21 protein-coding genes and 1 pseudogene are annotated in these 26,783 nt (G+C 66.4%); 12 read left to right on the top strand and 10 right to left on the bottom strand.

The window, feature by feature from the left end:
* On the top strand, nt 1–1,235 hold a 1,235-nt coding region (gene gltA / locus AC3FOF_RS36810; RefSeq protein WP_488729397.1), incomplete at its 5' end, for a citrate synthase.
* A gap of 106 nt (nt 1,236–1,341) precedes the next feature.
* Here gltA and AC3FOF_RS36815 read toward each other — a convergent pair.
* Entirely contained in the window at nt 1,342–2,775 is a 1,434-nt protein-coding gene (locus tag AC3FOF_RS36815) for an HDOD domain-containing protein (RefSeq protein ID WP_035806805.1), read from the bottom strand.
* Nucleotides 2,776–2,783: 8 nt separating this feature from the next.
* A complete protein-coding gene (locus AC3FOF_RS36820; protein ID WP_017224720.1) occupies nt 2,784–4,571 on the bottom strand; it encodes a putative bifunctional diguanylate cyclase/phosphodiesterase in 1,788 nt (595 codons plus the stop codon).
* Between the two features lie 230 nt (nt 4,572–4,801).
* Between AC3FOF_RS36820 and AC3FOF_RS36825 the strand changes: the two genes are divergently transcribed.
* From AC3FOF_RS36825 to AC3FOF_RS36840, 4 genes are all read left to right on the top strand, one after another.
* The gene (locus AC3FOF_RS36825; protein ID WP_017224721.1) at nt 4,802–5,200 is read left to right on the top strand and encodes a cupin domain-containing protein; all 399 of its coding nucleotides are present in this window, start codon (nt 4,802–4,804) and stop codon (nt 5,198–5,200) included.
* A gap of 77 nt (nt 5,201–5,277) precedes the next feature.
* The gene (locus AC3FOF_RS36830) at nt 5,278–6,255 is read left to right on the top strand and encodes a Bug family tripartite tricarboxylate transporter substrate binding protein (RefSeq protein ID WP_276268496.1); all 978 of its coding nucleotides are present in this window, start codon (nt 5,278–5,280) and stop codon (nt 6,253–6,255) included.
* A gap of 118 nt (nt 6,256–6,373) precedes the next feature.
* Nucleotides 6,374–7,351 carry a tripartite tricarboxylate transporter substrate binding protein gene (locus tag AC3FOF_RS36835; protein ID WP_017224723.1) on the top strand — a complete coding sequence of 326 codons (978 nt, stop codon included), beginning with the start codon at nt 6,374–6,376 and terminating at the stop codon, nt 7,349–7,351.
* 7 nt (nt 7,352–7,358) lie between these two features.
* A complete protein-coding gene (locus AC3FOF_RS36840) occupies nt 7,359–8,531 on the top strand; it encodes an acyl-CoA dehydrogenase family protein (RefSeq protein WP_017224724.1) in 1,173 nt (390 codons plus the stop codon).
* A 172-nt stretch (nt 8,532–8,703) separates the two neighbouring features.
* Here AC3FOF_RS36840 and AC3FOF_RS36845 read toward each other — a convergent pair whose 3' ends face one another.
* From AC3FOF_RS36845 to AC3FOF_RS36860, 4 genes are all read right to left on the bottom strand, one after another.
* Nucleotides 8,704–9,624 carry an NAD(P)-dependent oxidoreductase gene (locus AC3FOF_RS36845; RefSeq protein WP_488729427.1) on the bottom strand — a complete coding sequence of 307 codons (921 nt, stop codon included), beginning with the start codon at nt 9,622–9,624 and terminating at the stop codon, nt 8,704–8,706.
* 185 nt (nt 9,625–9,809) lie between these two features.
* Nucleotides 9,810–10,553, bottom strand: a complete 744-nt coding sequence (locus AC3FOF_RS36850; protein WP_488729398.1) for a head GIN domain-containing protein — start codon at nt 10,551–10,553, stop codon at nt 9,810–9,812.
* 207 nt (nt 10,554–10,760) lie between these two features.
* The gene (locus tag AC3FOF_RS36855) at nt 10,761–12,128 is read right to left on the bottom strand and encodes an ATP-binding protein (RefSeq protein ID WP_488729399.1); all 1,368 of its coding nucleotides are present in this window, start codon (nt 12,126–12,128) and stop codon (nt 10,761–10,763) included.
* Nucleotides 12,125–12,796 (bottom strand): response regulator transcription factor, encoded by a 672-nt coding sequence (locus AC3FOF_RS36860; RefSeq protein ID WP_488729400.1) that lies wholly within the window; start codon nt 12,794–12,796, stop codon nt 12,125–12,127. Before AC3FOF_RS36860 ends, AC3FOF_RS36855 begins: the two co-directional genes overlap by 4 nt.
* Before the next feature lie 295 nt (nt 12,797–13,091).
* Between AC3FOF_RS36860 and AC3FOF_RS36865 the strand changes: the two are divergent.
* From AC3FOF_RS36865 to AC3FOF_RS36875, 3 genes and pseudogenes are all read left to right on the top strand, one after another.
* A pseudogene (locus AC3FOF_RS36865) lies at nt 13,092–13,907 on the top strand (GNAT family N-acetyltransferase); the annotation flags it as partial.
* A gap of 76 nt (nt 13,908–13,983) precedes the next feature.
* Nucleotides 13,984–14,577 carry a class I SAM-dependent methyltransferase gene (locus AC3FOF_RS36870; RefSeq protein WP_017226991.1) on the top strand — a complete coding sequence of 198 codons (594 nt, stop codon included), beginning with the start codon at nt 13,984–13,986 and terminating at the stop codon, nt 14,575–14,577.
* Nucleotides 14,578–14,647: 70 nt separating this feature from the next.
* Entirely contained in the window at nt 14,648–15,070 is a 423-nt protein-coding gene (locus AC3FOF_RS36875) for a YccF domain-containing protein (RefSeq protein ID WP_017226990.1), read from the top strand.
* A 929-nt stretch (nt 15,071–15,999) separates the two neighbouring features.
* Here AC3FOF_RS36875 and AC3FOF_RS36880 read toward each other — a convergent pair.
* Nucleotides 16,000–16,533, bottom strand: a complete 534-nt coding sequence (locus AC3FOF_RS36880) for a phasin family protein (RefSeq protein WP_051078476.1) — start codon at nt 16,531–16,533, stop codon at nt 16,000–16,002.
* A 184-nt stretch (nt 16,534–16,717) separates the two neighbouring features.
* A complete protein-coding gene (locus AC3FOF_RS36885) occupies nt 16,718–17,737 on the bottom strand; it encodes a tripartite tricarboxylate transporter substrate binding protein (RefSeq protein ID WP_017226988.1) in 1,020 nt (339 codons plus the stop codon).
* Between the two features lie 242 nt (nt 17,738–17,979).
* Between AC3FOF_RS36885 and AC3FOF_RS36890 the strand changes: the two genes are divergently transcribed.
* From AC3FOF_RS36890 to AC3FOF_RS36900, 3 genes are all read left to right on the top strand, one after another.
* Nucleotides 17,980–19,779 carry an IlvD/Edd family dehydratase gene (locus AC3FOF_RS36890; protein WP_488729401.1) on the top strand — a complete coding sequence of 600 codons (1,800 nt, stop codon included), beginning with the start codon at nt 17,980–17,982 and terminating at the stop codon, nt 19,777–19,779.
* 100 nt (nt 19,780–19,879) lie between these two features.
* Nucleotides 19,880–20,521 (top strand): GntR family transcriptional regulator, encoded by a 642-nt coding sequence (locus AC3FOF_RS36895; protein WP_276264163.1) that lies wholly within the window; start codon nt 19,880–19,882, stop codon nt 20,519–20,521.
* Nucleotides 20,522–20,663: 142 nt separating this feature from the next.
* A complete protein-coding gene (locus tag AC3FOF_RS36900; RefSeq protein ID WP_488729428.1) occupies nt 20,664–22,235 on the top strand; it encodes a sensor domain-containing diguanylate cyclase in 1,572 nt (523 codons plus the stop codon).
* Nucleotides 22,236–22,297: 62 nt separating this feature from the next.
* On the opposite strand, the gene AC3FOF_RS36905 is transcribed toward AC3FOF_RS36900, so the two are convergent.
* Together AC3FOF_RS36905 and AC3FOF_RS36910 are read right to left on the bottom strand one after the other, a co-directional pair.
* Nucleotides 22,298–24,445, bottom strand: a complete 2,148-nt coding sequence (locus AC3FOF_RS36905; RefSeq protein ID WP_488729402.1) for a cation:proton antiporter — start codon at nt 24,443–24,445, stop codon at nt 22,298–22,300.
* Between the two features lie 188 nt (nt 24,446–24,633).
* The gene (locus tag AC3FOF_RS36910; RefSeq protein ID WP_488729403.1) at nt 24,634–25,560 is read right to left on the bottom strand and encodes a LysR family transcriptional regulator; all 927 of its coding nucleotides are present in this window, start codon (nt 25,558–25,560) and stop codon (nt 24,634–24,636) included.
* 195 nt (nt 25,561–25,755) lie between these two features.
* On the opposite strand from AC3FOF_RS36910, the gene AC3FOF_RS36915 reads away from it, so the two are divergent.
* Nucleotides 25,756–26,730, top strand: coding sequence for a 3-hydroxyacyl-CoA dehydrogenase family protein (locus AC3FOF_RS36915; RefSeq protein WP_488729404.1), 975 nt, complete (start codon nt 25,756–25,758; stop codon nt 26,728–26,730).
* The last annotated feature ends 53 nt before the right edge of the window (nt 26,731–26,783 follow it).

Raw genomic sequence — 26,783 nt, forward strand, 5'->3', positions numbered from 1 at the left:
TTTACAAGGGCACGGTCGGCCCCGATGTGATCGATATTCGCAAGCTGTACGGTCAAACCGGCAAGTTCACCTATGATCCCGGTTTCATGTCGACGGCTTCGTGCAATTCGAAGATCACCTATATCGACGGGGACAAGGGCGAGCTGCTGTACCGCGGCTACCCGATCGAGCAGCTGGCGACCAAGTGCGACCACCTGGAAACCTGCTACCTGCTGCTCAAGGGCGAACTGCCCAACGCCAAGCAGAAGGAAGAGTTCGTTGGCGCCGTGATGAACCACACCATGGTGCACGAGCAGTTGCAGTTCTTCCTGCGGGGCTTCCGCCGCGACGCGCACCCGATGGCGGTGCTGACGGGCCTGGTGGGCGCCATGAGCGCGTTCTACCACGACGCCATGGACATCGACGATCCGCACCAGCGCGAAATCTCCGCGATCCGCCTGATCGCCAAGATGCCGACCCTGGTCGCGATGGCATACAAGTACAACATCGGCCAGCCGTACATCTATCCGCAGAACGACCTGTCCTACTCGGGCAACTTCATGCGCATGATGTTCGCCACGCCGTGCGCCCCGTACCAGGTGAACCCGGTGCTCGAGCGCGCGCTCGACCGCATCTTCATCCTGCACGCCGATCACGAGCAGAACGCCTCGACCTCCACGGTGCGCCTGGCGGGCTCCTCGGGCACCAACCCGTTCGCCGCCATCGCCGCCGGCGTGGCCTGCCTGTGGGGCCCGGCCCACGGTGGCGCCAACGAGGCCGCCCTCAAGATGCTGGAAGAGATCGGCAGCGTCGACAACATCACCGAGTTCATCAAGCAGGTCAAGGACAAGAACTCGGGCGTGCGCCTGATGGGCTTTGGCCACCGCGTGTACAAGAACTACGACCCGCGCGCCAAGCTGATGCGCGAGACCTGCTATGAAGTGCTGAACGAACTGGGCCTGCACAACGACCCGCTGTTCAAGCTCGCCATGGAACTGGAAAAGATCGCGCTGGAAGACGAGTACTTCGTCAGCCGCAAGCTGTACCCGAACGTGGACTTCTACTCGGGCATCGTGCAGCGCGCGCTGGGCATCCCGACCTCGCTGTTCACCTGCATCTTCGCGCTGGCCCGCACCCCGGGCTGGATCTCGCAGTGGGAAGAGATGATCACCGATCCGGAATACAAGATCGGCCGTCCGCGCCAGTTGTTCAACGGCGCGGCAAGCCGCGACGTGCCGGAAATCGGCAAGCGCTGAGCGTCGCGCGCGGCCCGGCCGCAGCCCGGCAGGACCTGACGCCCCGGCTTGCCGGGGCGTTGTCCTGACCGGGCAGGAGAGGTGCGGGCCAGGCGGTATCGGACGCTTATCGGTGTTCGGCGGACCTGAGGAAACTCAATGAAATCTCCTGGGCCAGGAGGTTGACCGCTTCCAGTTCGCTTTCCGACAGGCCGTCGGTGCATACGGTCTGGCCCCAGTCGCCGCAAATAATCGCCACGCAGCGATTCCGCATCTTCACGGGCGCCAGCAGGATGGACCTGGCGTCGGTCATCTGCTCACGATACCAGCGCGGCACGCGATGGGCCACCTCCTTGTCGAAGGAGTCCTCGAACAGCAGCGGCTTGGCGGCGATGGCCGCGAAGTGAAAGATATCCGGGACGAACCCCTCCTCGCACGATAGTGCCTCCAGTTTCTCGCGCATGCCGTCGCCAAATCCGATGCGGGCCCCGAAACGCTTTGCCTCGGGGTTCAGCAGCATGAGAAAACAATGGGAGAAATTCAGTGCCCGCATGGCCGATTCGAGCGCCAGCGGGGCCAGTTCGGACACGGGCAGCTCGCGTCCTTCGCGTTGTATTTCAAGCAGGCTTTGCCGAAGACGCGGGAGGGCGTCCTTCGGCTTGCCCGACTTTTGCTGAGGGCTCGCCTCGGCGGGGTCCTCGGACTCGGCATGCGTCATGGAAGCGTTAAGTACCTGTGCCTGCACGATCGCGGCGTCCACGGTCGCGGTATGCAAGCCCAGTTTCTCCGCATGACTCAGCAGCAGGGCCTGGACGACATCCTCAGGTTCTCCCCGGGAGAGCAGGGCCGCGGCCAGGGACGAGACCTCGGCTATCGCGCCCAGCCAGTCGGCATGGGTTTCCAGGGCCACGTCCGCATCGAGGCGCTTGCGGGCCATCGACTTCGCGATCAGGGCCGGCAGCCGCCATTTGATGGCGGCGGCTGCGGCGATTTCCTCGAGGGTCACGCCCAGCACTTGCTGGCACGCTTCGCTTTCCCTGGCGGGATCCCCATCGTACAGGGCCTGGATCCGCTCCCATTCCTCGGGAAAGTAGAAGACCAGAAGGAGACGGCTCATATGGTGCATCAAGGTGCAAACCACCGCCTCTTCCGCCTGGCCAACGCCTTGCGCGCAGCTTAGCGCGCGGGTGAATTCTCCGGCAATCAAAGCCTGTTTCAGTTCCTTGGACGCCTGCGGGCGGTTGGCGGCCACCCCGGTGAAGTAATCCAGGAGCTGGACGCCCAGGGTCAGGTGGCTGATCGCATCGACGCCCAGCACCAGGATGGCTCGCGACACCGTGGTGACCTCGCCCCCGAAAGAGCGATACATGGCGGAGTTGGCCAGCCGGATGATCTTTTGCGACAGGCTGAAGTCGGAGAGCACGCCGGCGGCCATTTCCCCGACGCTGATGTCGCTGGTGAGCGTCTTGAAGATGTTGTCGATACTGAACTGCAGGGTGGGGAAATCCCCTCGCTGCGCCATTCTGCTCCAGAGCACATCGAAGAACGGGTTTGTCTGCATGGCGGCGTCTACTGCGAGAATACTTGGGCGGTGCCAAGCAATAACTGACCGGTTTGAGCCTGATGCTCGAACTGAGCCGGGCTCAATGCCTTCGAGTAGTACCATCCCTGCACCAGTTCGCAGCCGTGCTCGACGAGCAACTGGTTCTGCGCCTGCGTTTCCACGCCTTCCGCAATGGCCACCAACCCTAGTTCCCTGGCCAGGGACAATACGGCAAACACGATGGTCTTTGCATGCGGCGAGTTCATCATGTCGGTGACAAAGCTGCGGTCGATCTTCAAGGCCGAAAGCGGGAACTGGCGGAGGTAGGACAGGCTGGAGTAGCCGGTGCCGAAGTCGTCGACCGCAAACCGGACGCCCAGTGCCCGCAGTTCCACCAGCAGTTCCTGCGCCGCTTCGGGATCGGTCATCAGCGCGCCTTCCGTGATCTCGAGCACCAGGCGGCTCGCGCTCACGCCTGAGTCCGCAATCGCTTTCCTGACGCTGTCGGCGAATCCGGGATGCAGGAACTGGACCGGCGAGACATTGACCGACACGTAGTCGATATGTATTCCCTGCGCATCCCATGCCGCCAGCTGTGCGCAGGCGCAACGCAATGCCCAGGCTCCCAGGTGATTGATCAGCCCGTTGTGCTCGGCTACCGGAATGAATACATCCGGCGTGATGGACAAGGTCGGGTGCTCCCATCGCATCAATGCCTCGACCGCGCAGACCTTGCCTGAGTCGGGCCACACGATCGGCTGGTAATGAAGAAGGAACTCACCGTTCTGGACGGCCTGGAACATTTCCTGCTCGATGCGGAACTGCCTGTCCAGGCGATGTTCCAGTTCCGGCGAGTAGACGCAGTAGCGATTCTTGCCCCTGGCCTTGGCTTCGTACATGGCCAGGTCGGCGCATTTGAGCAACTGGGATTCCAGCCGGTGGGAGCCCGCCCCGAAGGCAAGCCCGATACTGGTGGTGACGCGGATCTGGCAGCCGGCCAGGTGAAAAGGCTGCCGGCACGCGTGAATGATGCGTTCCAGTATGCCGGTTGCCGCCGTTTCCGACGCGACGCCGTCCAGGAGCAGGACAAACTCATCGCCTCCGAGCCGCGCCACGACATCCTTGGGGCGTATCGCGCCCTGCAATCGCACACTGACCTGCTTCAGCAGGGCATCGCCAAATTCATGGCCCAAGGAGTCGTTCACCTTCTTGAACCCGTCAAGGTCCATCAGGGCCACCGCAAACGAAGACGAAGCGGTTCCGGTCCCGTCCTCGGAGCAATACTCGGCGATGCGTTTTCGCATCAGGGCACGGTTGCCCACGCCGGTCAGCGGATCGCGAAAGGATTCGTCGATGAATTTTTTCTCATTGATGACCCACTGGGTGACGTCGTAGCCGAACACGCACAGATGCGGGGCGCCTTCATGGCCTGTGCCGGGAGAGATACGGAGATCCAGCCACCGGCCTTCGCTCAAGCCTCCGGAGAACCGGAGCCGCGCCCGTTTGCTGCTGCCATCGCTGTCGCAGGCGCGCAGCAGGTCGGAGAGCAGTTCCCGCTGCTCCACCGAGACGACGTCCAGTATCGAGGATTTAAGCAGGTACTCGCGGGGATAAGCCAGCAATTGCGCCGATGCCAGGGTCGCCAGAAGTATGTTGCCACTGGCATCAACCCGCAGCGCGAGTCCGCCCGAGGCCTCCAGCAGCGCCCAGGCGTCTTGTGCCGATACGTCCGCGGCTACGTTCGGGTTCCGGTCGGATGGCACGAATTCGGTGGGCTCGCTTGCCAGAACAGCATCAAACGTAAACGAGGTCATGAATGTTTCTTGATAGGCACTTGGCCGTGATTGCGGTTCTAGTTTAACGGTTAACGGTCACGGCGCCGTTTCATTCACTGCTGAAGTGGCAGGCGCACATCGGAGGCCGGGTAGTTGACTATATTTTTCATGGGTATAAAATAGAATTCATAGATATGAAAACAATAACCGGCCAGGCCATGCCTCCGCTTCCAACCGCGGGGGGTGGCATGGCCGGCATGGAGACTGCAATGACGCCATCGTCGTTCTCGCCAACCTACTTCGTGCGCGCCGAAGCGGTGCCCGGCTATCACCCGGCCAACCATGTGGGCACCCTGAACCGCCGCATCGTCGGCCGCGAGAACGTTGGCGCCACCCAGCTTGAAGTGATCCACGGCACCATAGAGCGCGGCAAGGGTGCGTTGCCGCACGCGCATCCGGGGATCGAACAGGTTTGCTACGTGCTGGAGGGCAGGGCGCTTGCCGAGGTGAACGGTGAATCCTGCGAGCTTGGGCCCGGCGATTGCTGCTTCTTCCCCGCCGACGCCATGCATGTGTTCACGGTGGTCAGCGACGAACCCGTCAAGCTGCTGGTGATCTACGCCCCGCCTTACGAGGAATCCGCGGATCGCGTGATCCGTCCCGCCTGAGCCTTGCCGCGGCCATTGCGCGCGCGGCTCCCCGCCCCGATACGACGCTGGTTGTCGATGCCTGGAAGGAAACCCATATGAAACTGTCTTCCCGACGCAGCCTGATGCTGTGCGCCGCGATCTGGAGCGGGATGCCCGCCCTGGCATGGAGCAGCACCTATCCGGCCAAGCCGATCCGCATGGTGGTGCCTTACGCGCCCGGCGGTGCCTCCGACGTGGTGGCGCGGCTGGTTTCGCAAAAGCTGGCCGAGGCCCTGAAGCAGCCGGTGGTGGTGGAAAACCGCCCCGGCGCCAATGGCATCATCGGCACCGACGTGGTTGCGCGTGCCGCGCCCGACGGCTACACGCTGCTGCTCAACACCGCGGGCGCGCAGACGCTCAGCCCCGTGCTCTACAAGGCCGGGTACGAGCCCCTGAAAAGCTTCGCGCCCATCAGCCTGATCAGTACGATCGGCTTCGTCATGGTGGTCCACCCTTCGGTGCCGGCCAAGACCGTGCAGGAGTTCATCGGGCTGGCCCGCTCCAAGTCGCGCCCGCTGAGCTTGTCGGCCGGCAGCAGCATGATCGAGCTGATCGGGGAAACCTTCAAATCCACCGCGGGCACGCCGGACGTTGTCAGCGTGTCCTATCGCGGCACCGGTCCGCAGATGCAGGCCGTGGTGGCGGGCGAGGTCGATATGACCATCGATCCCTTCAATTCGATGGCGATGATCCGTGCCGGCAGGCTGCGGCCCCTCGCGGTGCTGTCGCCCAAGCGCTCGCCCGCCTTGCCCGATGTCCCGACCATGCAAGAGGCCGGCATCCAGGGCATGACCTTCAGTTCATGGGCTGGCCTGCTTGCGCCGGCAGGCACTCCCAAGGATATCGTCGCGCGGCTGAACCGGGAGATCGTCCGCATCGTTGCCCTGCCTGAGATCAAGGAGCGCCTGGCCGCGATCGACTATGAAGCGGTTGGCAGTACGCCCGAGCAGTTCGCCACCATCATTGCCGACGACACCGCCCGCTGGGCCAAGCTGGTGAAGGATACGAACTACAAGGAGAAGACCGCGCCCTGAGACGGGCAGCGGCTCGCCCGAGCGTCATGTAGTCCAGTAGCAACCGCAACCGCAACCGCAACCGCAAAGCCAATCCATCCAGAAGAGATGGCTGGCCGGAAAGCCCAGGAGACCAGACATGCCAAGCCTCATCACGCTGCTGCGCGCGGCGCTGCCATTGCTGACGCTGGCGGCCGCGCCTTACGCCGCCGCCGCCGCCGATGCCTACCCCAGCAAGCTGATCCGGCTGGTGGTACCGTTCGCTGCCGGCAGCGGCACCGACGCGGTCGCCCGCATTACCGCCAAGGAGCTGGGCGAGGCGCTCAAGCAAAACGTGATGGTGGACAATCGCCCCGGGGCGAATGGCGCGATCGCAGCCGAACTGGTCGCGAAGGCGGCGCCGGATGGCTATACGCTGTTCATGACCACCAACACCACCCATTCGGCCAACCCTTCGCTGATGAAGACGCTGCCGTATGACCCGATCCGCGATTTCACGCCGGTGGCGCGCATGGGCAACCTGCCGTTCATGCTGGTGGTCAATCCCAAGCTGCCCGTCAAGACCGTGCCGGAGCTGATCGCCTACGCGCGCGCGCATCCGGGCATGTCGTACGCCAGCGGCAACAGTACGGGCATCGTATCCGGCGCCACCCTGGGCCGCATGGCCGGGCTCGACCTGCTGCACGTGCCCTACAAGAGCACGCCGCCGGCCATGACCGATGTGATCGCCGGCCAGGTGCCGATGATGTTCGTCGACGTGGCGGCCGGCATCGCCAACGTCAAGGCCGGCAAGCTGCGCGCGCTGGCGGTGACCACGGCGCAGCGCAGCCGGCTGCTGCCGGAGCTGCCGCCGCTGGGGGATACGCCAGCGCTGAAGGGGTTCGACATCACCTCCTGGAACGGCGTGTTCGCGCCCGCGCATGCGCCGGCCGACGTGGTCGAGCGGCTCAACCGCGAGCTGTCCCGCATCGCGGCCAGCAAGGAGGTGGCGCCGCGCTTCGAAGCGTTGGGCTTCGAGGCATTCGGGCAATCGCCCAAGCAGTTCTCCGGCTTTGTGGCCGGCGAACTGGTCAAGTGGACCAAGCTGGTCAAGGACGCCGGCATCCAGCCGGAATGAGGCAGGCATGAACTTTGAAAGAACGCCAGAACAACGCGCCATCGTCGAGGCGGTGACGCAGCTGTGCAGCGACTTCGGTACCGGCTACTGGTCGGGCCTGGACGACGAAGGCAAGTTTCCCGAGGCCTTCCACCAGGCCATGGCAAAGGCCGGCTGGCTCGGCATTGCGATGCCGGAGGCCTACGGCGGCGCCGGGCTTGGCATCACCGAGGCAGCGCTCATCATGCAGACGGTGTCGGCATCCGGCGCCGGCTTCTCCGGTGCGTCGGCCATTCATATGAATGTGTTCGGCCTCAACCCGGTGGTGGTGTTCGGCAATGACCGGCAAAAGGAAGCCGCGCTGCCGCCCCTGATCGCCGGCGACGAGAAAGCCTGCTTTGCCGTGACCGAGCCGGACGCAGGGCTGGACACCACCCATCTGAAAACGCAGGCGGTGTTGTCGGCCGACGGGCAAAGCTACCGCGTGGACGGCCGCAAGATCTGGATCTCCACCGCGCAGGTGGCCGACCGCATGCTGCTGCTGGCCCGCACCACGCCGCTGGAGCAGGTGGCCAAGCCGACCCAGGGGCTGAGCCTCTTCTACACGGCGCTGGACCGCAGGCATATCGAGGTGCGCGAGATCCACAAGATGGGGCGCGCCGCGGTGGACTCGAACATGCTCTTTATCGACGGGCTGACCGTGCCGTTGCAAGACCGCATCGGCGAGGAAGGGCGCGGGTTCGAATACATCCTGCACGGACTGAACCCGGAGCGCATCCTGATTGCCGCCGAGGCCGTCGGGCTGGGGCGCGCCGCCCTGGAGGCGGCAACGCGCTACGCCAGGGAGCGCACGGTATTTGGCCGGCCCATCGGGCAGAACCAAGGCATCCAGCATCCGCTTGCGCAGGCCTGGATGGCGCTCGAAGCGGCCGACATGATGGTGTGGAAGGCGGCATGGCTGTACGACCAGGGCAAGCCGTGCGGGGCCGAAGCCAATACCGCCAAGTACCTGGCGGCGGAAGCCGCCCACCAGGCGTGCCAGACCGCGGTGCTGACGCTGGGCGGCATGGGCTATGCGAAGGAGTACCAGGTGGAGCGCTATCTGCGCGAGTCGTATATCCCCCGCATCGCGCCGGTCAGCGCCCAGCTGATCATGTGCCATATCGCCGAGCGCGTGCTGGGCCTGCCGAAGTCGTATTGACGCGGAGCGGGTTGGCGGCGCGCGTATTTTCTTGAGCCGTTGGCCTGCAATCCGGCCGTCCGTAGCGGCATTCTTTCAGCGATGAAAATAATGAAAATCAGCGCCGCTGCGATTGGCTGCATCCGCCCGTTCCCGGCCCATCGGCATCGGGGGGCGGGGCAGTCCGCCCTTATCACAAGCGCTTGATCAGCGAGGAGGTATCGGCGCGGCCGAGGCCGTCTCGCTGCAGGTCCGCGTAGAACTGGTCGACCACGGCCGTGACCGGCAGGCTGGCGCCGTTGCGGCGGGCTTCGTCCAGGCAAAGGCCGAGATCCTTGCGCATCCAGTCCACCGCGAAGCCGAAGTCGAACTTGTCCTCGATCATCGTCGGGCCACGGTTCTCCAGTTGCCAGGAGCCGGCCGCGCCCTTGCTGATGACATCCAGCACGACCTTCATGTCCAGTCCCGCGCGTTCGCCGAAAGCGATGGCTTCGGACAGGCCCTGCAGCAACCCGGCGATGCAGATCTGGTTGACCATCTTGGCCAGCTGGCCCGCGCCGGCATCACCGATCCGCGTGACGGCGCGGGCATACGAGCCGAGTACCGGCTCGACCTGGCCATACACGGCCTCGTCGGCGCCGCACATGATGGTCAGGATGCCCTTTTGCGCACCGACTTCGCCGCCCGAGACCGGGGCATCGACGAAATGCAGCCCGCGTTCGCTGGCGGCGGCATACAGCTCGCGCGCCACATTGGCGCTGGCGGTGGTGTGATCGACGAACACGCAACCCGCCGGCGCCTTGGCGAAAGCGCCCTCGGCGCCGGTGAGCACCGAGCGCAGGTCGTCATCATTGCCCACGCAGGAACAGACCACTTCGGCATCTTGCGCGGCCAGGGCCGGCGTTGCCGCCGACTTGCCGCCGAATTCGGCGACCCACTGGCCGGCCTTGCTTGCCGTGCGGTTGTAAACGGTGACCTGGTGACCCTTGGCGGCGAGATGGCCCGCCATGTGGTAGCCCATGACACCCAGGCCGATAAATGCAACACGCATGACTGAAACGCTCCGAATCCGGCAGTGATTGTTACCGTTGGCGTCTGACGTGCACGAACGAATTCACGCGTGAATCCGCCTGAGACGTTCGCGCCCGGGACAGGCGGATTGGTCCGCCGAAGCAGCGAATGCTGCCATTGTTGCACCGCAACGTCAACCGTGTGCCTGGCCCGGCATCGCGCCGGTCGCCCGCCTGCGGGTGGTGCCGCTGGCCGAGGCTGCAGGCGCCCGCAGCAGGCTTTGGCGGGCTACTCGAACCGCACCTGGCCTGAGCCGGTCCGGCTGACGGTGCGCTTGGGCGGGTTCCCGGCGACGACGATATCGCCCGATCCATTCAATGCAACGCTGGCGGCGTCGGACGCATAGCCGCGGATAAGCCCCGAGCCGCTCAGCCTTGCATCCAGGTCTTGCGCGCGCAGCTGGCTGGCATCCACTTCGCCCGACCCGGAGTTGGTGGCGCGCACATGGCCGGCCTGGCCGGCGGCCATGATCGAGCCGGAACCTGACAGGCGTATGTCCAGCGATGCCTGGTGCAACCCGGTTGCCCGCATGATGCCCGCGCCTTCGATACCGATGGCCTGTAGCGACGGGGCCGTGATGGCGACTTTCAGCGGCGCCGTGAGCACGACCGGGGCCGCAAGGTCGATCGACAGCCTGCCGTCCGCGACGGTGGTCCGCAGCAGCGGCAGGATGTCGGCCGGCCCGGTGATGGAGAGCGTGACGCTGGGCGAGGCCGAGAATGCGGCTTCCACGGGCGCATTGAGTTGCACCGCGGAAAACGCCCCGAGTTTTCGGAGTTCGGTGGTTTCCGGGCCCCTGGCCTCGATGGCGCCGCGCGATGAGACCACTTGGCCGTTGACGATGACCACGCTGTTGCCGGAGGTGGCGATGGTGTCCTGGTTGACGCTGATGGCGCCTTGCTGGGCCATCGCCAGGCCGGCAAGGCAGCCGGCGGCCGGCCGGGCGGCGCGTAGCAGGTGAAAACGGCTCATGGCGTTCCTTTGGCGCCAGCTGTCGCGCCGGCCTTCGGCGAAGGCATGGCGGCGCCGGGCGTGGCCGGCATGGCTTGCCACCGGCGCCTGAACCTTGAGCGGCGGCGTCGGCGCCTCTGCCTCTGTGAGTCAAATCATAGAGCGCACCATCGGCTTTGTTGAGAGCCTTGGCGAGCGTGTCACCACGACGCGGGCGGGTGACTCCGGTCAAGCCCGATCCGGCGCTTCCTCCGCGGCTGGCAGCAGGACCGACACCGCCAGCCCGCCGCCATCCAGCCCGGGGCCGGTCTCGATCCGCGCGCCGTGGTTGCGCGCGATCCTGGCTACCAGGGAGAGGCCGATGCCACTGCCGCGCTGGCCGCTGCCGGCCACGCGATAGAACGCGTCGAAGATGCGCTCCTGCTCGGCGGCGGGTACGCCCGGACCATTGTCGGCAACCGTCAGGCGCACCATCGCGGGGCCAGCGCCGGCGGGCTCCGGGCTGCAGGAAACCGCGGCGTGGCCGCCGTCCGGGCTGAAGCGCAAGGCGTTGTCGACGAGATTGCGCAGCAGGATGCCGAGCGCGTCCAGGTCGCCGCGCACCAGGCAGGGTTCCAGCCGCAGTGCCAGCGACTGCCCGCGCTGGCGCGCCAGTACCTCGAAGTCCGCCAGCACCATGGCGACCAGTTGGGCAAGATCCAGCGGCGTGTGCGTGTCGCCGTTGTGCATGGCCTCCAGGCGTGCCAGGTCCAGCAATTGCTCGGACAGCCGGGCGCAGCGTGCCACCCCGCTGGCGAGCTGGCGCAGGGCGGATGCGCGCTGCGCGTCGTCGCTGGCATGCAACGCGACATGGGCATGGATGGACAGCGCGGCCAGCGGCGTGCGCAGTTCGTGCGCGGCGTCGGCGATAAAGCGGCGCTCGCCTTGCACCGCGCGCTCGGTCCGCGATAGCAAACGGTTGAAGGCGCCCACCAGCGGGCTGATTTCCTTCGGCAGGCCGGTGAGCGGCAGCGGCGTCAGGTCGAGCGGGGAGCGCCCGGCCAGCGTGGCGAGGATCCTGCGCACCGGTGCCAGCGACCAGCGCACCACTGCCCAGGTGGCGGCGCTCAATATGGCCACGATCAATACCGAATTGATCAGGCTGAAGAGAGTCAGGCTGCGCACATCGTGCGCCACCGCGTCCTGGCGCCGGCCAACCTGCACCTGGACGTGCCGGGCGGGATCGGATACGGCATGCACCCACCAGGTGACGCCGCCAACGTCCTCGCGGCCGGCGCCATCGGTGAAGCTGGGTCTGAGCGGCGCCTCCGGGGCGGTCGGCGAGCGGAGCACCCGGCGCCCGTCCACCCAGACCTGATAGCTCAGCACGGCGTCGTCGAACGGCTGCAGCAGGGGCGCATGGGTTGCCAGCGTGGCCGGATCGAGCGCGGGTGGCAGGGCGCGCAGGATCTGCCCGCCCGCGTCGCTCAGGGAAACATCCCACCAGCCGGTATCCGTATCGTAGAGCCGGAAGCCCGCAATCAGGTGCCAGCCGATCCAGAATCCCAGCAGAATCACCATCAACGCGGCGAACAGCCGCATGCGCAGCGATCTCATGTTCCGCTCTCGCCCGCGCTCAGGCGGTACCCGAAGCCATGCACGGTGGTGATCAGCTGTTCGCCCAGCTTGCGGCGCAACTGGTGCACATAGACGGCGATCGTGTTGCTCTCGATGGTGCCTTCGCCGCCGTAGACGCCGTCTTCGAGTTGATCGCGCGAGACCACCCGGCCGCGCCGTTCCATCAGCACCAGCAGGGTCCGGTATTCGTGCAGGCTCAGCGCGACCGGGTTGCCGCTTTTCTCGACCACGCGCCGCGCGGGGTCCAGCGTGAGGTCGAGATGCCGCAGCACCGGCAGCACGCGCCCCTGGCTGCGCCGGATCACTGCGCGCAGGCGCGCGTAAAGCTCGTCGGGCTGGAAAGGCTTGACGATGTAGTCATCGGCACCGGCATCGAAACCGCGAATGCGATCGCTGAGCCGGTCGCGCGCGGTGATGATCAGGACCGGGGTGGCATCGTAGCGGGCGCGCATGCCGGTCAGCACCGTCAGGCCCGAACTGCGTCCCAGCTGCAGATCGAGCAGCACGGCCGCATAGCGGCTGCCAGCCAGCGCCAGCAGCGCCGTGGAGGCGTCGTCGACGCAATCCACGCTCCAGCCGTTTTGTAGCAGCCCGGCACGGACCGCTTCGGCTAGCATGACATCATCTTCCACGAGCAGGACCTGCATCGGTGCCTCCTTCCGATGCCCGCGCGCGCGGGCTTGCCATGTACCACTAATTATTTTTTAAAACCGGTCACCTAGCATGCCAGTTACCGAGGCCGGCGGCTTCCCTGCGCAAGCCTGGGATGGCCTCGGCTGTGATGTGGCCGCATGGTGCGGCCACATCATTAAGAAGAGATTAAACGCGGTGACGCGGACTACGCCTTGTGCGGCGGATCAAGCACAGATTGTGCAACAGTTGCCCCGCAGTGCGTGCATGCCGAGGTGGCACCCGCGCTAGCCAACAGGAGAAGACACAGTGATGCAAGAGATACCGGCGCCGACCCAGCCTCTGGCTGAAGCCCTGCCGAAATTCGGTGCCAATGCGTGGCGGTGGCTGCATTGTCCGCCGCCGCAGGCGCCGCGCGCGCTGGGGCCGCTGCTGGTGGGCTGGGCGCGCCATCAGGATGAAGTGGAACAGGCGCAACGGCTGCGCCATGCCGTGTTCGGCGAGGAACTCGGCGCCCGCCTGCGACCTGGCGCGCCGGGCCTCGACGCGGACCGCTTCGACGCTTACTGCGACCACTTACTGGTACGGGACGCGCGCACGCTGGCGGTCGTCGGTACCTACCGCGTGCTGCCGCCGCACCAGGCCCGGCGTGCCGGCGGCCTGTATGCGGAGACCGAATTCGATCTTGCCCGCCTGCATCATCTGCGCCCGCGCTTGCTGGAGCTGGGGCGTGCCTGCGTGCACCGGGACTACCGCAGCGGCAGCGTGGTGATGTCGCTCTGGTCCGGGCTTGGTGCTTATCTGCGGCGCCACCGGCTAGACACCATGCTGGGCTGCACCAGCGTATCGATTGCCGACGGCGGCCATTATGCTGCGAGCCTGTGCCGGCTGCTCGGCGCACGGCATTTGGCGCCTCCGGCCTTGCATGTGTTTGCACGCCTGCCGCTGCCGGTGACAGAATTGCGGCAGTCGCTGGCGGTACAGCCGCCGCCGCTGCTCAAAGGCTATCTGCGGCTGGGCGCGCGCATTTGCGGCGGACCCGCGTGGGACCCGGATTTCAATGTGGCGGATTTTCCCACGCTGCTGCGCCTGGCCGACCTGAACACCCGCTATGCGCGCCATTTCCTTGGCGCCGGCGAGGATGCCGCGGCGCTGATGTCTTGCGCCAGGCAAGAGGACGAAGGCGCAAAGGAGGATCGACACCATGCATGACCTGTTGCTTTTCCTCCGTGCCTGGTTCCGTCATCCCCGCCGGGTTGGCGCGGTGGCGCCATCGGGGCGTGCGCTCGCCGAGCGCATCACGGACGACATCCTGCCAATGGATGGCCCGGTGATCGAACTTGGCCCCGGCACCGGTGCGTTCACCCGCGCCCTGCTCGCGCGTGGCGTACCGCAACACCAGCTGGCACTGGTTGAATCCGACCCTGCCTTTGCCGATAGCCTGGGCGAGCGCTTTCCGCAGGCGCGGCTGTTGCGGATGGACGCGGTGCATCTCGGGCAACTGGGGAGCGTATTCGGGGACGAGCGTGCGGGCGCGGTAGTGAGCGGCCTGCCGTTGGTGGCCATGCCGATGCGCCAGGCCGTGGCCATTCTCGACGGCGCCTTCCGGCATCACCTGCGGCCCGACGGGCGCTTCTACCAGTTCACCTACGGGCCGCGATTCCCGGTGCCGCAGAGGCTGATGGCCCGGCTAGGCCTGGAAGCGGTACGCGTGGCCTATGTGGTAGCCAACGTGCCGCCGGCCTCTGTCTACCGCGTGCGCCGGCGCGCGCCGGGGCCGGGCGGCTTGCCGGACTGAGCGGCCGTCGGCGGCATCCGCGCCGGCTTGCGTATCATCCGTTCTTGGCATTCCCTTTGAAAGGACTCGCATGCGCGCGATCGGCAATTTCCTCTGGTTTATTCTCGGCGGCTTTTTCATGGGCCTGGCCTGGTGGCTGGCCGGACTCATTGCCTTCTGTTCCATCGTGGGCATTCCCTGGGGCAAGGCCTGCTTCGTGATCGGGCAGTTCACCTTTTTCCCGTTCGGCAAGCAGGCCATCAGCCGCCGCGAACTGCATCAGCAGGATGACATTGGCACCGGCATGCTCGGCCTGGTCGGCAATCTGCTGTGGTTCGTCTTTGCCGGCATCTGGCTTGCGATTGGCCATCTGGCGTCGGCCTTGGCCTGCTTTGTCACCATCATCGGCATTCCCTTCGGTATCCAGCATCTCAAGCTGGCCGTGATCGCGCTGGCGCCGATCGGCCAGACCGTGGTGACGAACGAAGTGGCAGAGGCCGCGCGGCGCAATTAGTTTTGCGCTTCAAGTCGAAGCCCTGCAGGATCTCCCGTATCTAACACAGCCGGAAGGCATTGACCAATGCCGTCGGCACGCTCTTGGTTGCTCTTGGTGGTAAGGCGCTCACTCCGATGCAAGGCGGGGTAACAGCGTTTTACGCCGATCGCTATCCTAGTATGGGATGGTGGTTGATCGCTTTGGCCGGCGCCGCGGTCGACGAAGAGGGCTGGAGCACACGGCTGTGATTTGCTTGTATGCCCAATGTCGCGCCGACGCAGGCAAGGGGAACTGGTGCGGACATTCGCGCGTTGCGCGCCGGCAGTCGAGTGGGAGGGGGTATGAGAACGCAGGGTTTGTTGTTCGCCACATCGCTGGCGATAGCGTTACCGCTGCATGCAAACGCGGCAGGATGCCAATACGACATGCAGTGCAAAGGGGAGCGGATCTGCCAGAAGGGGCAATGCGTCTCCCCCGACGAGGATGGGCCTGATGCTGCGGACTCTCCCGCCACGGCGCCGGCGCCCCGTCCGGCAGCCGTTCCTCCCGCCTCGCCAGCTCAAGCGCCAGCGTCCGCACGCATGAACAGGAATCCGCAAGTCTCGGCAGATCCGCGCTACTGCTGCACCGTGGTGGGCAGGCTAAGGCCATATGGCAACCGTCTCGCCGACGTTGCGATCGGCGATGCCTGCCAGGGCGTGACCAACTCGGGGAAACCCGTTCCCGGCACCGCGTGCCAATGAGCCGGCTGTTGCCGGCCATATGATTCCGGCGGGCGGAGCAGGGCCCGCCTCCGCTCGCGCTTTGCCGCAGATATTCGATGGCCTGCTGCCGGGCCCGGCTTTTCTCGCGCGGCCCGACGTCGATCACCAGCCGGGCCGGACACAGCCATTGCACATGCGGCATATCGCGTTTGCCGCGCCGGTTCGCGCAGCCGCGGCGCGGGACTATTCCGTTGCCGTCTTTTGCGTGGAATCGGCTGGTGCCGGCAGCAGCGGCGCCTGCACGACATCGGCCGGTTCCGCCGGCAGCGGCTTCACGGCAGGCAGATAGGCGGAGACCCAGCCGGAAACCGCAACGCTCATGGCCGGCAGGGTGGTGCCGTAGTCCGGCAGGAAATCCCGCCCCATCAGGCACCATTGGAATGGGTCCTGGCCCGTCATCCCGGCAAGCTGGCGTTGCACCTCGCTGGAAAGCTCTCCGCTTGCGCCGAACAGGATGTCGTTCAGGCTATTCGAGTAGGAGGCAATCCGCTGCGCCAGGACGTCGGCCAGTTCCGGCCGGTACAGGGCAAGACTGATCGGCTCCAGGCTGGCTTCGCGAAAATAATCCGCGCTTTCGGCGATGAAGGTTTTTGCCGCCTGCAGATTCAGCGCACCGATCTTTTCCGCTACCTGCGCCCAGGTGCTGGCCAGGCCGAGCGCCATGCTCAACTGGGCCTGGCACGCCTCGGCGTATCCAGCGTGGGAGGGGGATGCCATGCGAGTCTCCTATGAAGGACGCCGCAGTGCGCCGGAACGGCTCCGGAGGGCAGCGTCGTTGCTTGCTGCGGCGCAGCAATGCTAGTCATCATAGGCGCAATCGCAACGGTGTCAAGCAGCGCCGGCGACGGCGCCCATGCCGTCGCGCGCGTGATGCGGACGCCTTCCGCCCGGCCAGGCCCGCCTACTCCGGCTTGACTCCGGCCTCCCGGATCACCGTGGTCCATTTCGCCAGCTCCGCCTTGATGCGGGACTGGGTTTGCGCCGGGGTGGTCCATGCGGCGATGGCACCCTGCCTCAGCAGGGATGCCTTGACGTCGGGCTCGGCCAGGATTTTCTTCAGTTCGCCGTTGAGCCGGTCCACTACCGGTGCCGGGGTACCGGCCGGCGCCACGATGCCGAACAGGGAATTGACTTCGAAGTCCTTGAGGCCGGCTTCGGCGGCGGTGGGCACATCGGGTAGCGCCGCCACGCGTTCGGTGGTGGTCACGGCGAGGGCGCGGATCTTGCCGCCCTTGACGTAGGACTGCGCCGCCGGCACGGTCTCGATCATGCTCAGCACCTGCCCGCCGATCAGGTCCGTCATGGCCGGGCCGCTGCCCTTGTAGGGCACGTGCAGCATGTCCACGCCGGCCATGCGCTTGAACATTTCTCCGGCCAGGTGCTGCGGCGACCCGTTGCCGGCGGAGCCGAAGGTGATGGCCCCGGGAGAGGATTTCGCCAGCGCGATCAACTGCGGCAGGTTGTTGGCCTTGACCGAGGGATTGACCACGAAGACCAGCGGCACCGTGCCGACGATGGCGACCGGGGCAAAGCTCTTTTCGATGTCGTAGGAGACGCGGCTCTTGTAGAGCGCCGCGTTGATGGCGTGGCTGGTCAGCGCGCCCATCAGCAGGGTGTAGCCGTCGGCCGGTGCCTTGGCCACCGTTTCCGCACCGATATTGCCCGCAGCCCCGGCGCGGTTGTCCACCACCACCTGCTGGCCCAAAGCCGTCGAGAGATGCTGGGCCAGGGTGCGGCCGATCACGTCGGTGGCGCCGCCAGGCGGGTAGGGCACCACCAGCCGGATCGGCTTGGCCGGGTAGTCGGTGGCTGCCGCGGCGGCGCCGCTCAGCAAAGCGCCGGCAGCGGCCAGGGCGGAAAGCAAAAGCTGGCGCCGGGGCGTGGAAGCGCAGCGGCGGGCGGGGCGTCGAATGCCGGTCATGGAATCTCCTGATGCCGGGATGGTATGAATGGAATGCGGTCGGCTGCAGTGCAGCGCGGGACGCCCGGCTCGTCGCTCCGGCAGAGTGTAGGTGCCGTTGCTTGATAGATGAATCCGAATTTTTCTATCGACTGATCGGCTTATTCAATTAAAGCCGCACGGCGCATTCATCTCTTGCAGGGGAGAGCGACCGAGGCATATGATGCCAGGCCAGATTATCAATAATATTATTGGAGATGTGCATGGCCGGACCCCACGACGCGCCCAAAGACCCTTCCGCCTCGGCGCCCGCCGGCCAGGATCCTTTCGAGCCAGCGCGGGAAGCCGCGGACGGCCTGGGTAAAGGACTGACCAACTACGGCGACAAGGGCTTCTCGCTCTTCCTGCGCAAGGCCTTTATCAAGGGCGCCGGCTACACCGACGACGCGTTGTCCCGGCCGGTGATCGGCATCGTCAACACCAACAGCAGCTACAACCCCTGCCATGGCAACGCGCCGCAGCTGGTGGAAGCGGTCAAGCGCGGCGTCATGCTGGCGGGCGGGTTGCCGGTGGACTTTCCCACCATCTCGGTGCACGAGAGTTTTTCGGCGCCGACCAGCATGTACCTGCGCAACCTGATGTCGATGGACACCGAGGAGATGATCCGCGCCCAGCCGATGGACGCCGTGGTCCTGATCGGCGGCTGCGACAAGACCGTGCCCGCGCAACTGATGGGCGCGGCCTCGGCCGGCGTCCCGGCCATCCAGCTGGTGACCGGGTCCATGCTGACCGGCTCGCATCGCGGCGAACGCGTGGGCGCCTGCACTGACTGCCGCCGTTATTGGGGCCGCTACCGCGCCGACGAGATCGACGCCGCCGAGATCGCCGACGTCAACAATCAGCTGGTCGCCAGCGTGGGCACCTGTTCGGTGATGGGCACGGCAAGCACCATGGCCTGCCTGGCCGAAGCGCTTGGCATGATGGTGGCGGGTGGCGCTTCGGCGCCAGCGGTCACGGCCGACCGCGTGCGCGTGGCCGAGCGTACCGGCGCTACCGCCGTGGCAATGGCCCGCGCGGGATTGACCCCGGACCGCATCCTCACCGGCCGCGCCATCGAGAATGCCTTGCGGGTTCTGCTGGCGATCGGCGGCTCCACCAATGGCATCGTGCACCTGACGGCCATTGCCGGCCGGCTGGGTATCGATATCGACCTGGCCGGGCTGGACCGCATGAGCCGCGAGACGCCGGTACTGGTGGACCTCAAGCCCTCGGGCCAGCACTATATGGAGGACTTCCACAAGGCCGGTGGCATGCCCGCGCTGCTGCGCGAACTGCGGCCGCTGCTGCACCTGGACGCGCTCACGGTGTCGGGCCGCACGCTGGGCGAGGAGCTGGACGCGGCGCCCGCGCCATTCGCCCAGGACGTCATCCGGCCGTTCGGCGATCCGATCTACCCAGTGGGCGGCCTGGCGGTGCTGCGGGGCAACCTGGCCCCCGGCGGCGCCATCATCAAGCAGTCGGCCGCCGATCCCGTGCTGATGGAGCACGAGGGGCGCGCGGTGGTCTTCGAGGATGCCGAGGATATGGCCTTGCGCATCGACGACGATGCGCTCGATGTGCGCGCCGACGATATCCTGGTGCTCAAGCGCATCGGCCCGACCGGAGCGCCCGGCATGCCGGAGGCCGGCTACATGCCGATTCCCCGGAAGCTGGCGCGCGCCGGCGTCAAGGATATGGTGCGCATCTCGGATGGCCGCATGAGCGGCACTGCGGCCGGCACCATCGTGCTGCATGTGACGCCGGAAGCTGCCGTCGGCGGGCCGCTGGCCCATGTGCGCAGCGGCGACCGCATCCGGCTGTCGGTGGCGCGGCGCGAGCTCTCGCTGCTGATCGACGACGCGGAACTGGCGCGCCGCGCCGCCGGGCACGAAGTCACGCGGCCGACCGCCGAGCGCGGCTACCGCAAGCTGTTCCTGGCGACGGTGACGCAGGCCGACCAGGGCGTGGATTTCGATTTTCTCCGGGCCGCGCAGACCAGCGAAACCGTGCCCCGTCAATCCTGAGGTGCCGGTCATGGATCGTCGAACCCGGGCAGGTACCCGCGCGCAGCCGGTGGATGCCGTCCACAGTCAGGATGAAGCCGCCGGCGGTGGCGCGGATGCCATGCTGGCCGCCGCCGCGATACTGGAGGAAGACATCGTGTTCGGCTTGCTGAGTCCGCGCGAGCGGCTGGTCGAAGACGATCTGATGGCGCGCTTCGGCCTGAAGCGCCATGTGGTGCGCCAGCTCCTCGTCGCGCTCGAAGGCATGGGCGTGGTCGAGCGCAAGCGCAATGTCGGTGCGGTGGTGCGCGCCTTTGCGCCGCGCGAGGTGATGGAGCTGTACGCCTTGCGCGAAGTGCTGGAAACGCACGCCGCCAGCCTGATCGCGCTGCCGGTGCCGGCGGCGCGCCTGCAGGCGCTGGTATCCGTCCAGCAGGCACACGATGCCGCCGTGGCCGCGGGCGACGCGCGGGCCGTGTTCCGCATCAACCAGCGCTTTCACCGCGAGCTGTTCACGCTGGTCGACAACACGGTGCTGCGGCAGGCGATCGAGGAATACGCGCGCCGCGCCCATCCCATCCGCTTCGGTTCGCTGGCGGCGGCGGGCTACCGCGAGCGTGCCCGGCAGGAGCACTGGGCCATGATCGAGGCCTTGCGCGACGGGCGGCGCGAGGCGCTCATCGCGCTATGCCGCAATCATTTGCTCCCTTCGCGGGACGCCTACCTGGCGGCGGAACGCGAACGCGGCGCCCTGCCGGCATAGGCGGGGTCAGCGCTGTGCCGGGCGGGCTACCACATGGCTTGCCGATCATGCCTGTTAATATCGGTTCCTTCTAAGAAAATCGTCAGTCGGCAAATAGATGTCCGCGCAACCGCGTAATACGCCCCCGGAGCGCTCGCCCAAGATGGGGCTGGGTGGTTTGATCCTGCTTCTGGCCCTGGGATCGGTACTGCTGACCATGGCCAACACGCTGTACTCCAGCTATCGTGTGCAACGCGACCTGTTGATCAGGAATACGCTGGAAGCCAACCGCGTCTATGCGGCCAAGCTGGCGGAGTCCACCGAGACCCATCTCGACAGCACCATGCAGCAGCTGGCATACAGCGCCAGGGTGCTGGCCTCGAACATGGATGTGCCGGCGCGCCTGGCGGAGGAGGCCGACCGTCTCCGCCTGCAGACCCGGAGCCTGAATTCGGTCGCCATCGTGCGCCGGGACGGAACGCTGGTTGCTGTTTCGCCGACCACCTTGCGTGTTGCCGGCACCAGCGTCAAGACGGACTGGGGACATGCGCTGCTGACGACCCGCACGCCTGCGATCAGCGAACCATTCATATCGTCAACGGGCCGGCTCATCATCTTTATTTCCCATCCGATCATCGACGCGGAGGGACGGCTGCTCGGTTATCTGGGGGGCACGATTTATCTGAATGCCAAGAACATGCTGCATACGATTCTCGATAGGCACTATTATCGGGACAGTTCGTACGTCTATGTGGTGGACCGCAAGGGCACCATTATTTTTCATCCGGACAATACGCACGTCGGAAAATCGATCATCAAGAATGCGGTCGTCCGGGCGGTGACCGGCGGCGAGGCGGGGTCGCAGGACGTGCAAACCCTGTATGGCGTCGACATGCTGGCCGGCTACGCGCCCGTCAAATCCACCGGCTGGGGCATCGTTGTGCAGAAATCCACGGAAACCACGCTGGCGAACCTTAACCACCTCGCGCTCGTGACCTTCGGCAACAGCATTCCGTTCCTGCTGCTGTCGCTGGTCTTTATCTGGTGGTTCTCGCGGTTGATTTCCAGGCCGCTGGGGCAACTGGCCGAGAACGCCAGAATGGTGGCCACCCCGGATGGCATGGGGAAAATAGAAAAGATCCTGTGCTGGTACCTCGAGGCCGACCGGCTGAAAAAAGCGCTGCTGCGCGGCATGAGCCTGACCAGCAGCGAGCTGGATAAACTCAATCAGCAAACCATTACCGATGCGCTGACGGGTTTGCGCAACCGCCGCGGGCTGGCCAATGCCTTGGACCTATACCGGCAGGCAGGCCAATCCTTCGCGGCGATCACGCTCGACGTGGACCATTTCAAGGCAATCAACGACCGCTACGGGCACGATGTCGGCGACCAGGTATTGAAGCATATCGCCGGCCTGATGCGCGCGGGCTCCCGGGGCGGCGATATGGCAAGCCGCAGCGGTGGCGAGGAGTTCGTCATATTGCTGCCCGGTTCCAGCCAGGAGAACGCCTTCCATATCGCCGAGCGTTTGCGCGAGGCGGTGGAGAGAACGCCGAACCCGACCGGCGGCGTGATCACGATTTCACTGGGTGTGGCGCATTTCCCCTCGTCGGCGGAGGCGGTCGGCGAGGTGCTCAAGCAGTCCGATATCGCCCTCTATCAGGCCAAGCGCAGCGGACGCAACAAGACCGTTTCCTATCGCAAGGAACCGGCCGGCGCAGTGGCGCCGCACTAGCGGGACAAAGGGGTGCTCTCGCCACGCTCGCCCCAGGGCAGCTTTCCGCCGCCAGCCGGGCTTCAGTCGGGCTCGCCTGCTTGCGGTGGACTGCGCATCCCGGCGGACGCCGCCGTTGGCGCCAGCGCGCTGCGCAGCGGCGGGCGCGCCAGGTTGGCCTGCCACGCGCGCTGGGTCACCTGCGCGATCTGGTTATAGGCTTCCCTGGAAATCACGTTCTCCTCGCGCATGGCTTCCAGCGAGCGCTGGCCCTTGCGCAAGGCGAACAGCATCAGCAGGCGCTTCTCCAGCGCTACCGTGTAGCCGCCGAACTGTGCCCGCATTTCGTCCAGGCCCCCGCTAGCCGACCTGACACGCTCTTCGAGCACGCCGTCCAGCACGGTCGTCAGCCGCGCCCCGAACACCGGTGTCAGCAGTGAGCGGTTGTATTGGCGCAGCCGCTCCAGCACGGTCTGGCGGCAGACCAGCAGTTCGAAGCGGTCGGCCAGCGCGCGGGCCAGCGGCCGGTCGATCGACAAGCGCCGATGCAGGAACAGCGCTATGCGGTAGCCGCGCTGGTAGTCCAGGATATGCCGGGCGGCGCGGTTGTAGCCCAGGCGTCCATGCTCGCGCGCCGCATCGATCATCATCGCGGTATTGCGCATCATGGCGTCGAGGTTGGCCACCGAGATCACGCCGTCGCCATACTCCGGGATCAGTTCGCGCTCGCGCGTGGCCAGCGTGACCAGGCCAATGGTGAAGCGGTCGCGCTCGGACAGGGCGGTATCGAAGTCGAACTCCATCGAGCCCAGCTCGATCTCGCGCCGGTAATGCGCCGCCACCTCGCGTGCCGCGGCCGGGGGCAGGTCGAAGGTCTGTGCGATGCGCTCCAGCATGGTCTCGACCTCCTCGGTCGAGAGCCGGATGGCCTGCTGCTGCAGCGCCTGTTCCTGTGGCGAGAGCCGATCCAGGCCAAGCTGGTGGATCAGCCAGCGCAGCGTGGTGCCGTTGAGCAGCAGGCTCACCAGCACGAAGCCGGTAGCCAGGATGGCGACAAAATGGCGTGCTTCATAAGGCAGGGCATCGTTTTCGGCGATGCCCAGCGCCAGCACCAGCGTGACCGCGCCGCGCAGGCCGCCCCAGGCAATCGCCAGCTTGTAGGCCCCATTGATCGGCGCGCTCAGCTTCAGCCACGACAGCAGCGGCAGCAAGCCGAACAAGGTCAGCAGGCGCGCGGCCAGCGCGGCCAGCACCAGCGCCAGCAGCCACAGGCCATGGTGCGGCGTCACCCCGGCCAGCAGCGACGGCACCCGTACTGCCGCCAGCAGGAAGACGATGGCCCCCGCGATCCCTGCGAACTGTTCCCAGATCATGCGCAGGTGACGCCAGTTGCGCGGGCGCAACCGGGTGGGACCGAGCGCGCTCACCATCAGCCCGGCGCATACCACGGCTACCACGCCCGAGACACCGAGCAACTGGTCGGCCAGCAGGTACAGCGGGTAGGGCAGCGCCAGCGTCAGCGCGCCTTCGGCCATGGCCAGCCCGGCCAGGCGAGGCAGCAGGTCGGCCACCAGCCGCCCCGCGATCGCGCCGCACAGCACGCCGCCGGCAAAGGACCAGGCCAGCTCGCGCAATCCGGCGCCGAGCGTGGCGTCGGTCCCGTGCCCGGTCAGCATGGCCACCAGCACACCGGCAATGGCGATGGCGGCGGCGTCGTTAAGCAGGCTCTCGCCTTCGACCAGCCGGATCAGCCGGGCCGGGGCGCCCACGTCGCGGAAGATCGCGATCACCGCGGCCGGATCGGTGGTGGCCACCACCGCGCCCAGCAACAGGCAGACCACCACGCTGGTACCGCTGGCCAGGGAGGTGACCAGCCCGATCACGCCGGTGGCCACGATCACGGCTACGATGGCCAGCAGCAGGACCGGTGCCGCGTCCGGCAGCATATTGCGCACGTCGGCGGTCAGCGCGGCATGGAACAGCAATGGCGGCAGGAAGATCCACAGGTAGGCCTCGGGCGGCAGGGCCGGGTCGATCAGCGGATGCAGGAAATGCCGGGCGAACTGCGGGGCGGAGGCATCGATGAGCACGTAGCCGGCACCGATGGCGATACCGATCGCCGAGAGCAGCGTGGATTCCGGCAGCGTCAGCCTGGCTGCGGCGACCTGCACCACCGCGACAATGGCCAGCAGCGCGCCCGCCAGGATAAGTACGTCGACGACGATATTCAAACGGGTCTCCGCGGCCGGACGGGCGAGGGCCGGGGTTGTGCTGCTGGTGTCTGTGTCACGCCTGCTTCCTTGATTTCCGATGTGGCTGCCGGCGTCGAACATACCGCGAATGCCGGCGCGCTTTCAAGCGTTGTACGGTTTGCTTACTGCTTCGCGCATCGCGCGCTTGCCAACGGCGCCAGTATCGCTCACGGGGTGGCAGGCACGCCGCCGCCAGCCTGAGCCAGGTGGGCGCGCAAGGCGCCGACCAGCGCCACCGCCGCGGGCGACAGGCTGCGGTTGCGCGCCGTCACCAGCCCGATCGAGCGTTCCGTCACCGGGGCGGTGAGCAGGCGCTCGACGATGCCGGCCTGGCGCACCGTGCCGGCCGCGATTTCCGGCAGCGCAGCCACGCCGAAGCCGCATTCGACCATGGCCGCGATGGTGGCCAGGTGCTCGGCCTCGAACACCGGCTGGAAGCGGATGCGATTCTGCAGGAAGGCCCATTCGGCGTACTGGCGCACGCTGCTGGGGTGGTTCATGGAAACGTGTGGCGCGTCGACGGTGTCGGCCCAGCGCAGCGGCCCCTTGCCTTGCGCCAGCGGGTGCCCGGCGGGGATCAGCAGCACGAAGCGGTCGGACATCATGGGGTCGTAGTGCAGGTCTGCCTGCTGCGGGTCGGCCGCGGTCAGCGCGAAGTCCACCTCGCCGGCGCGCACCAGGTCGAAGGCGGGGCCGGAAAGCGTGTCGTAGACCTTGAGCGCCACCTGTGGATGGTCTCGCCGGTAGGCCATCAGCACGCGCGGCAGCAGGCGGGCCGCCAGAGACGGCAGGGCGGCCACCGCAACCTGGCCGCGTTCGGCACTGGCGATGCCGCTGACCGCATCGATGGCGTCGCGGAAGGCGGCCTGCAGGATCGCCGCCTGCTGCATGAAGACCTCGCCCGCCGCCGTCAGGCGCACCGTGCGGGTGGTGCGGTCGAACAGCCGCACGCCGAGCGATTCCTCGATGCGCAGGATCTGGGTGGACAGCGCGGACTGCGACAAGTGCAACTGGCCTGCCGCCTGACGGAAGTTCAGGGTCCGGCCGAGCACCAGCGTGGTCTCGACGTCGCGCATCGATAAGTTGATTTTCATGGGATTGATCTGATTTTCAGATCATTCTATATGGAAAATCTGATTCATCAATCAACGTGGCTTGTCTACACTGGCGCTCAATCGTGCTGAACCCACGCCGCGAGGCACGACAGGGCACTGTCAGGCGCCGTTTTCGCCATATCTTCGTGGGCAGCCATCCCAATACAACCACGCCAGTCCGTACCGAGGAGCACCATGCCCGATGTCCCCGCCGCCTTTTCGCTAGCCGGTCCCGGCACCGCCCACGCCGTGGTGGTGGGCGGCGGCACCATGGGCGCCGACGTAGCCGTGGTGCTGGCCCGCGCGCTTTGCCGCACCACCGTGGTCGAGCCCGAGGCGCACCGCGCCGCCGCGGTGCCGGCCAGGGTTGCCGCCAATCTCGCGGCCATCGGGCCGGCAGCCGAGGCCGGCATGGCCGGCCTGGCGGTGGCGGCCTCGCTCGAAGCCATCGACTGGAACACGGTCGACCTGGTGATCGAATGCATTCCCGAGCGGCTCGATATCAAGCGCGCCCTGTTTGCCGACCTGGCCCGGCGCGCGCGGCCGGATGCCATCCTGGCCAGCAATAGCTCGAGCTTCCCGATCAGTGCCATCGGCGAGGGCCTGCCCACCCGCGAGCGCATGCTCGGACTGCATTTCTTCATGCCGGCCCACCTGGTGCCGCTGGTGGAGGTGGTGCTGGGCAACGGCAGCGCCGAGGCCGGCGCCGACGCCTTGATCGTCTTCATGCGCCGGTGCGGCATGGTGCCGGTCAAGGTGAAGAAAGACCTGCCGGGATTTCTCGCCAACCGCTTGCAGCACGCCTTGTCGCGCGAAGCCTTCGACCTGATCGACCGCGGCATCGCCTCGCCCGAGGATGTGGATGCGGCGGTGCGTTTCGGCTTCGGCTTTCGCTTCCTGGCCGCCGGCCCGGTGATGCAGCGCGACCATGCCGGCATCGACGTGCACGCGGCGGCCGGGGCTACCATGTATCCCACCTTCTGCAACGCCGCGACGCCGGCCCGCTGCCTGAGCGAGCGGGCCGCGGACGGCCGCCATGGCATGAAGAGCGGAGAAGGTTTCTACCAGTGGACACCCGAGGCCATCGCCGCCGAGCGCGAGCGTTATGATCGCCTGCTGCGCGCGGGGCTCGACCTGATCGCGCCGGAGTTGCCGAAGATCGAACCCTGAGAATTCCAGGCAATATGGCAATACCGATGTTTGCCGGAATGCAGCCCCGGAAA

The sequence above is a fragment of the Cupriavidus sp. 96C5-1 genome, assembly GCF_057798855.1.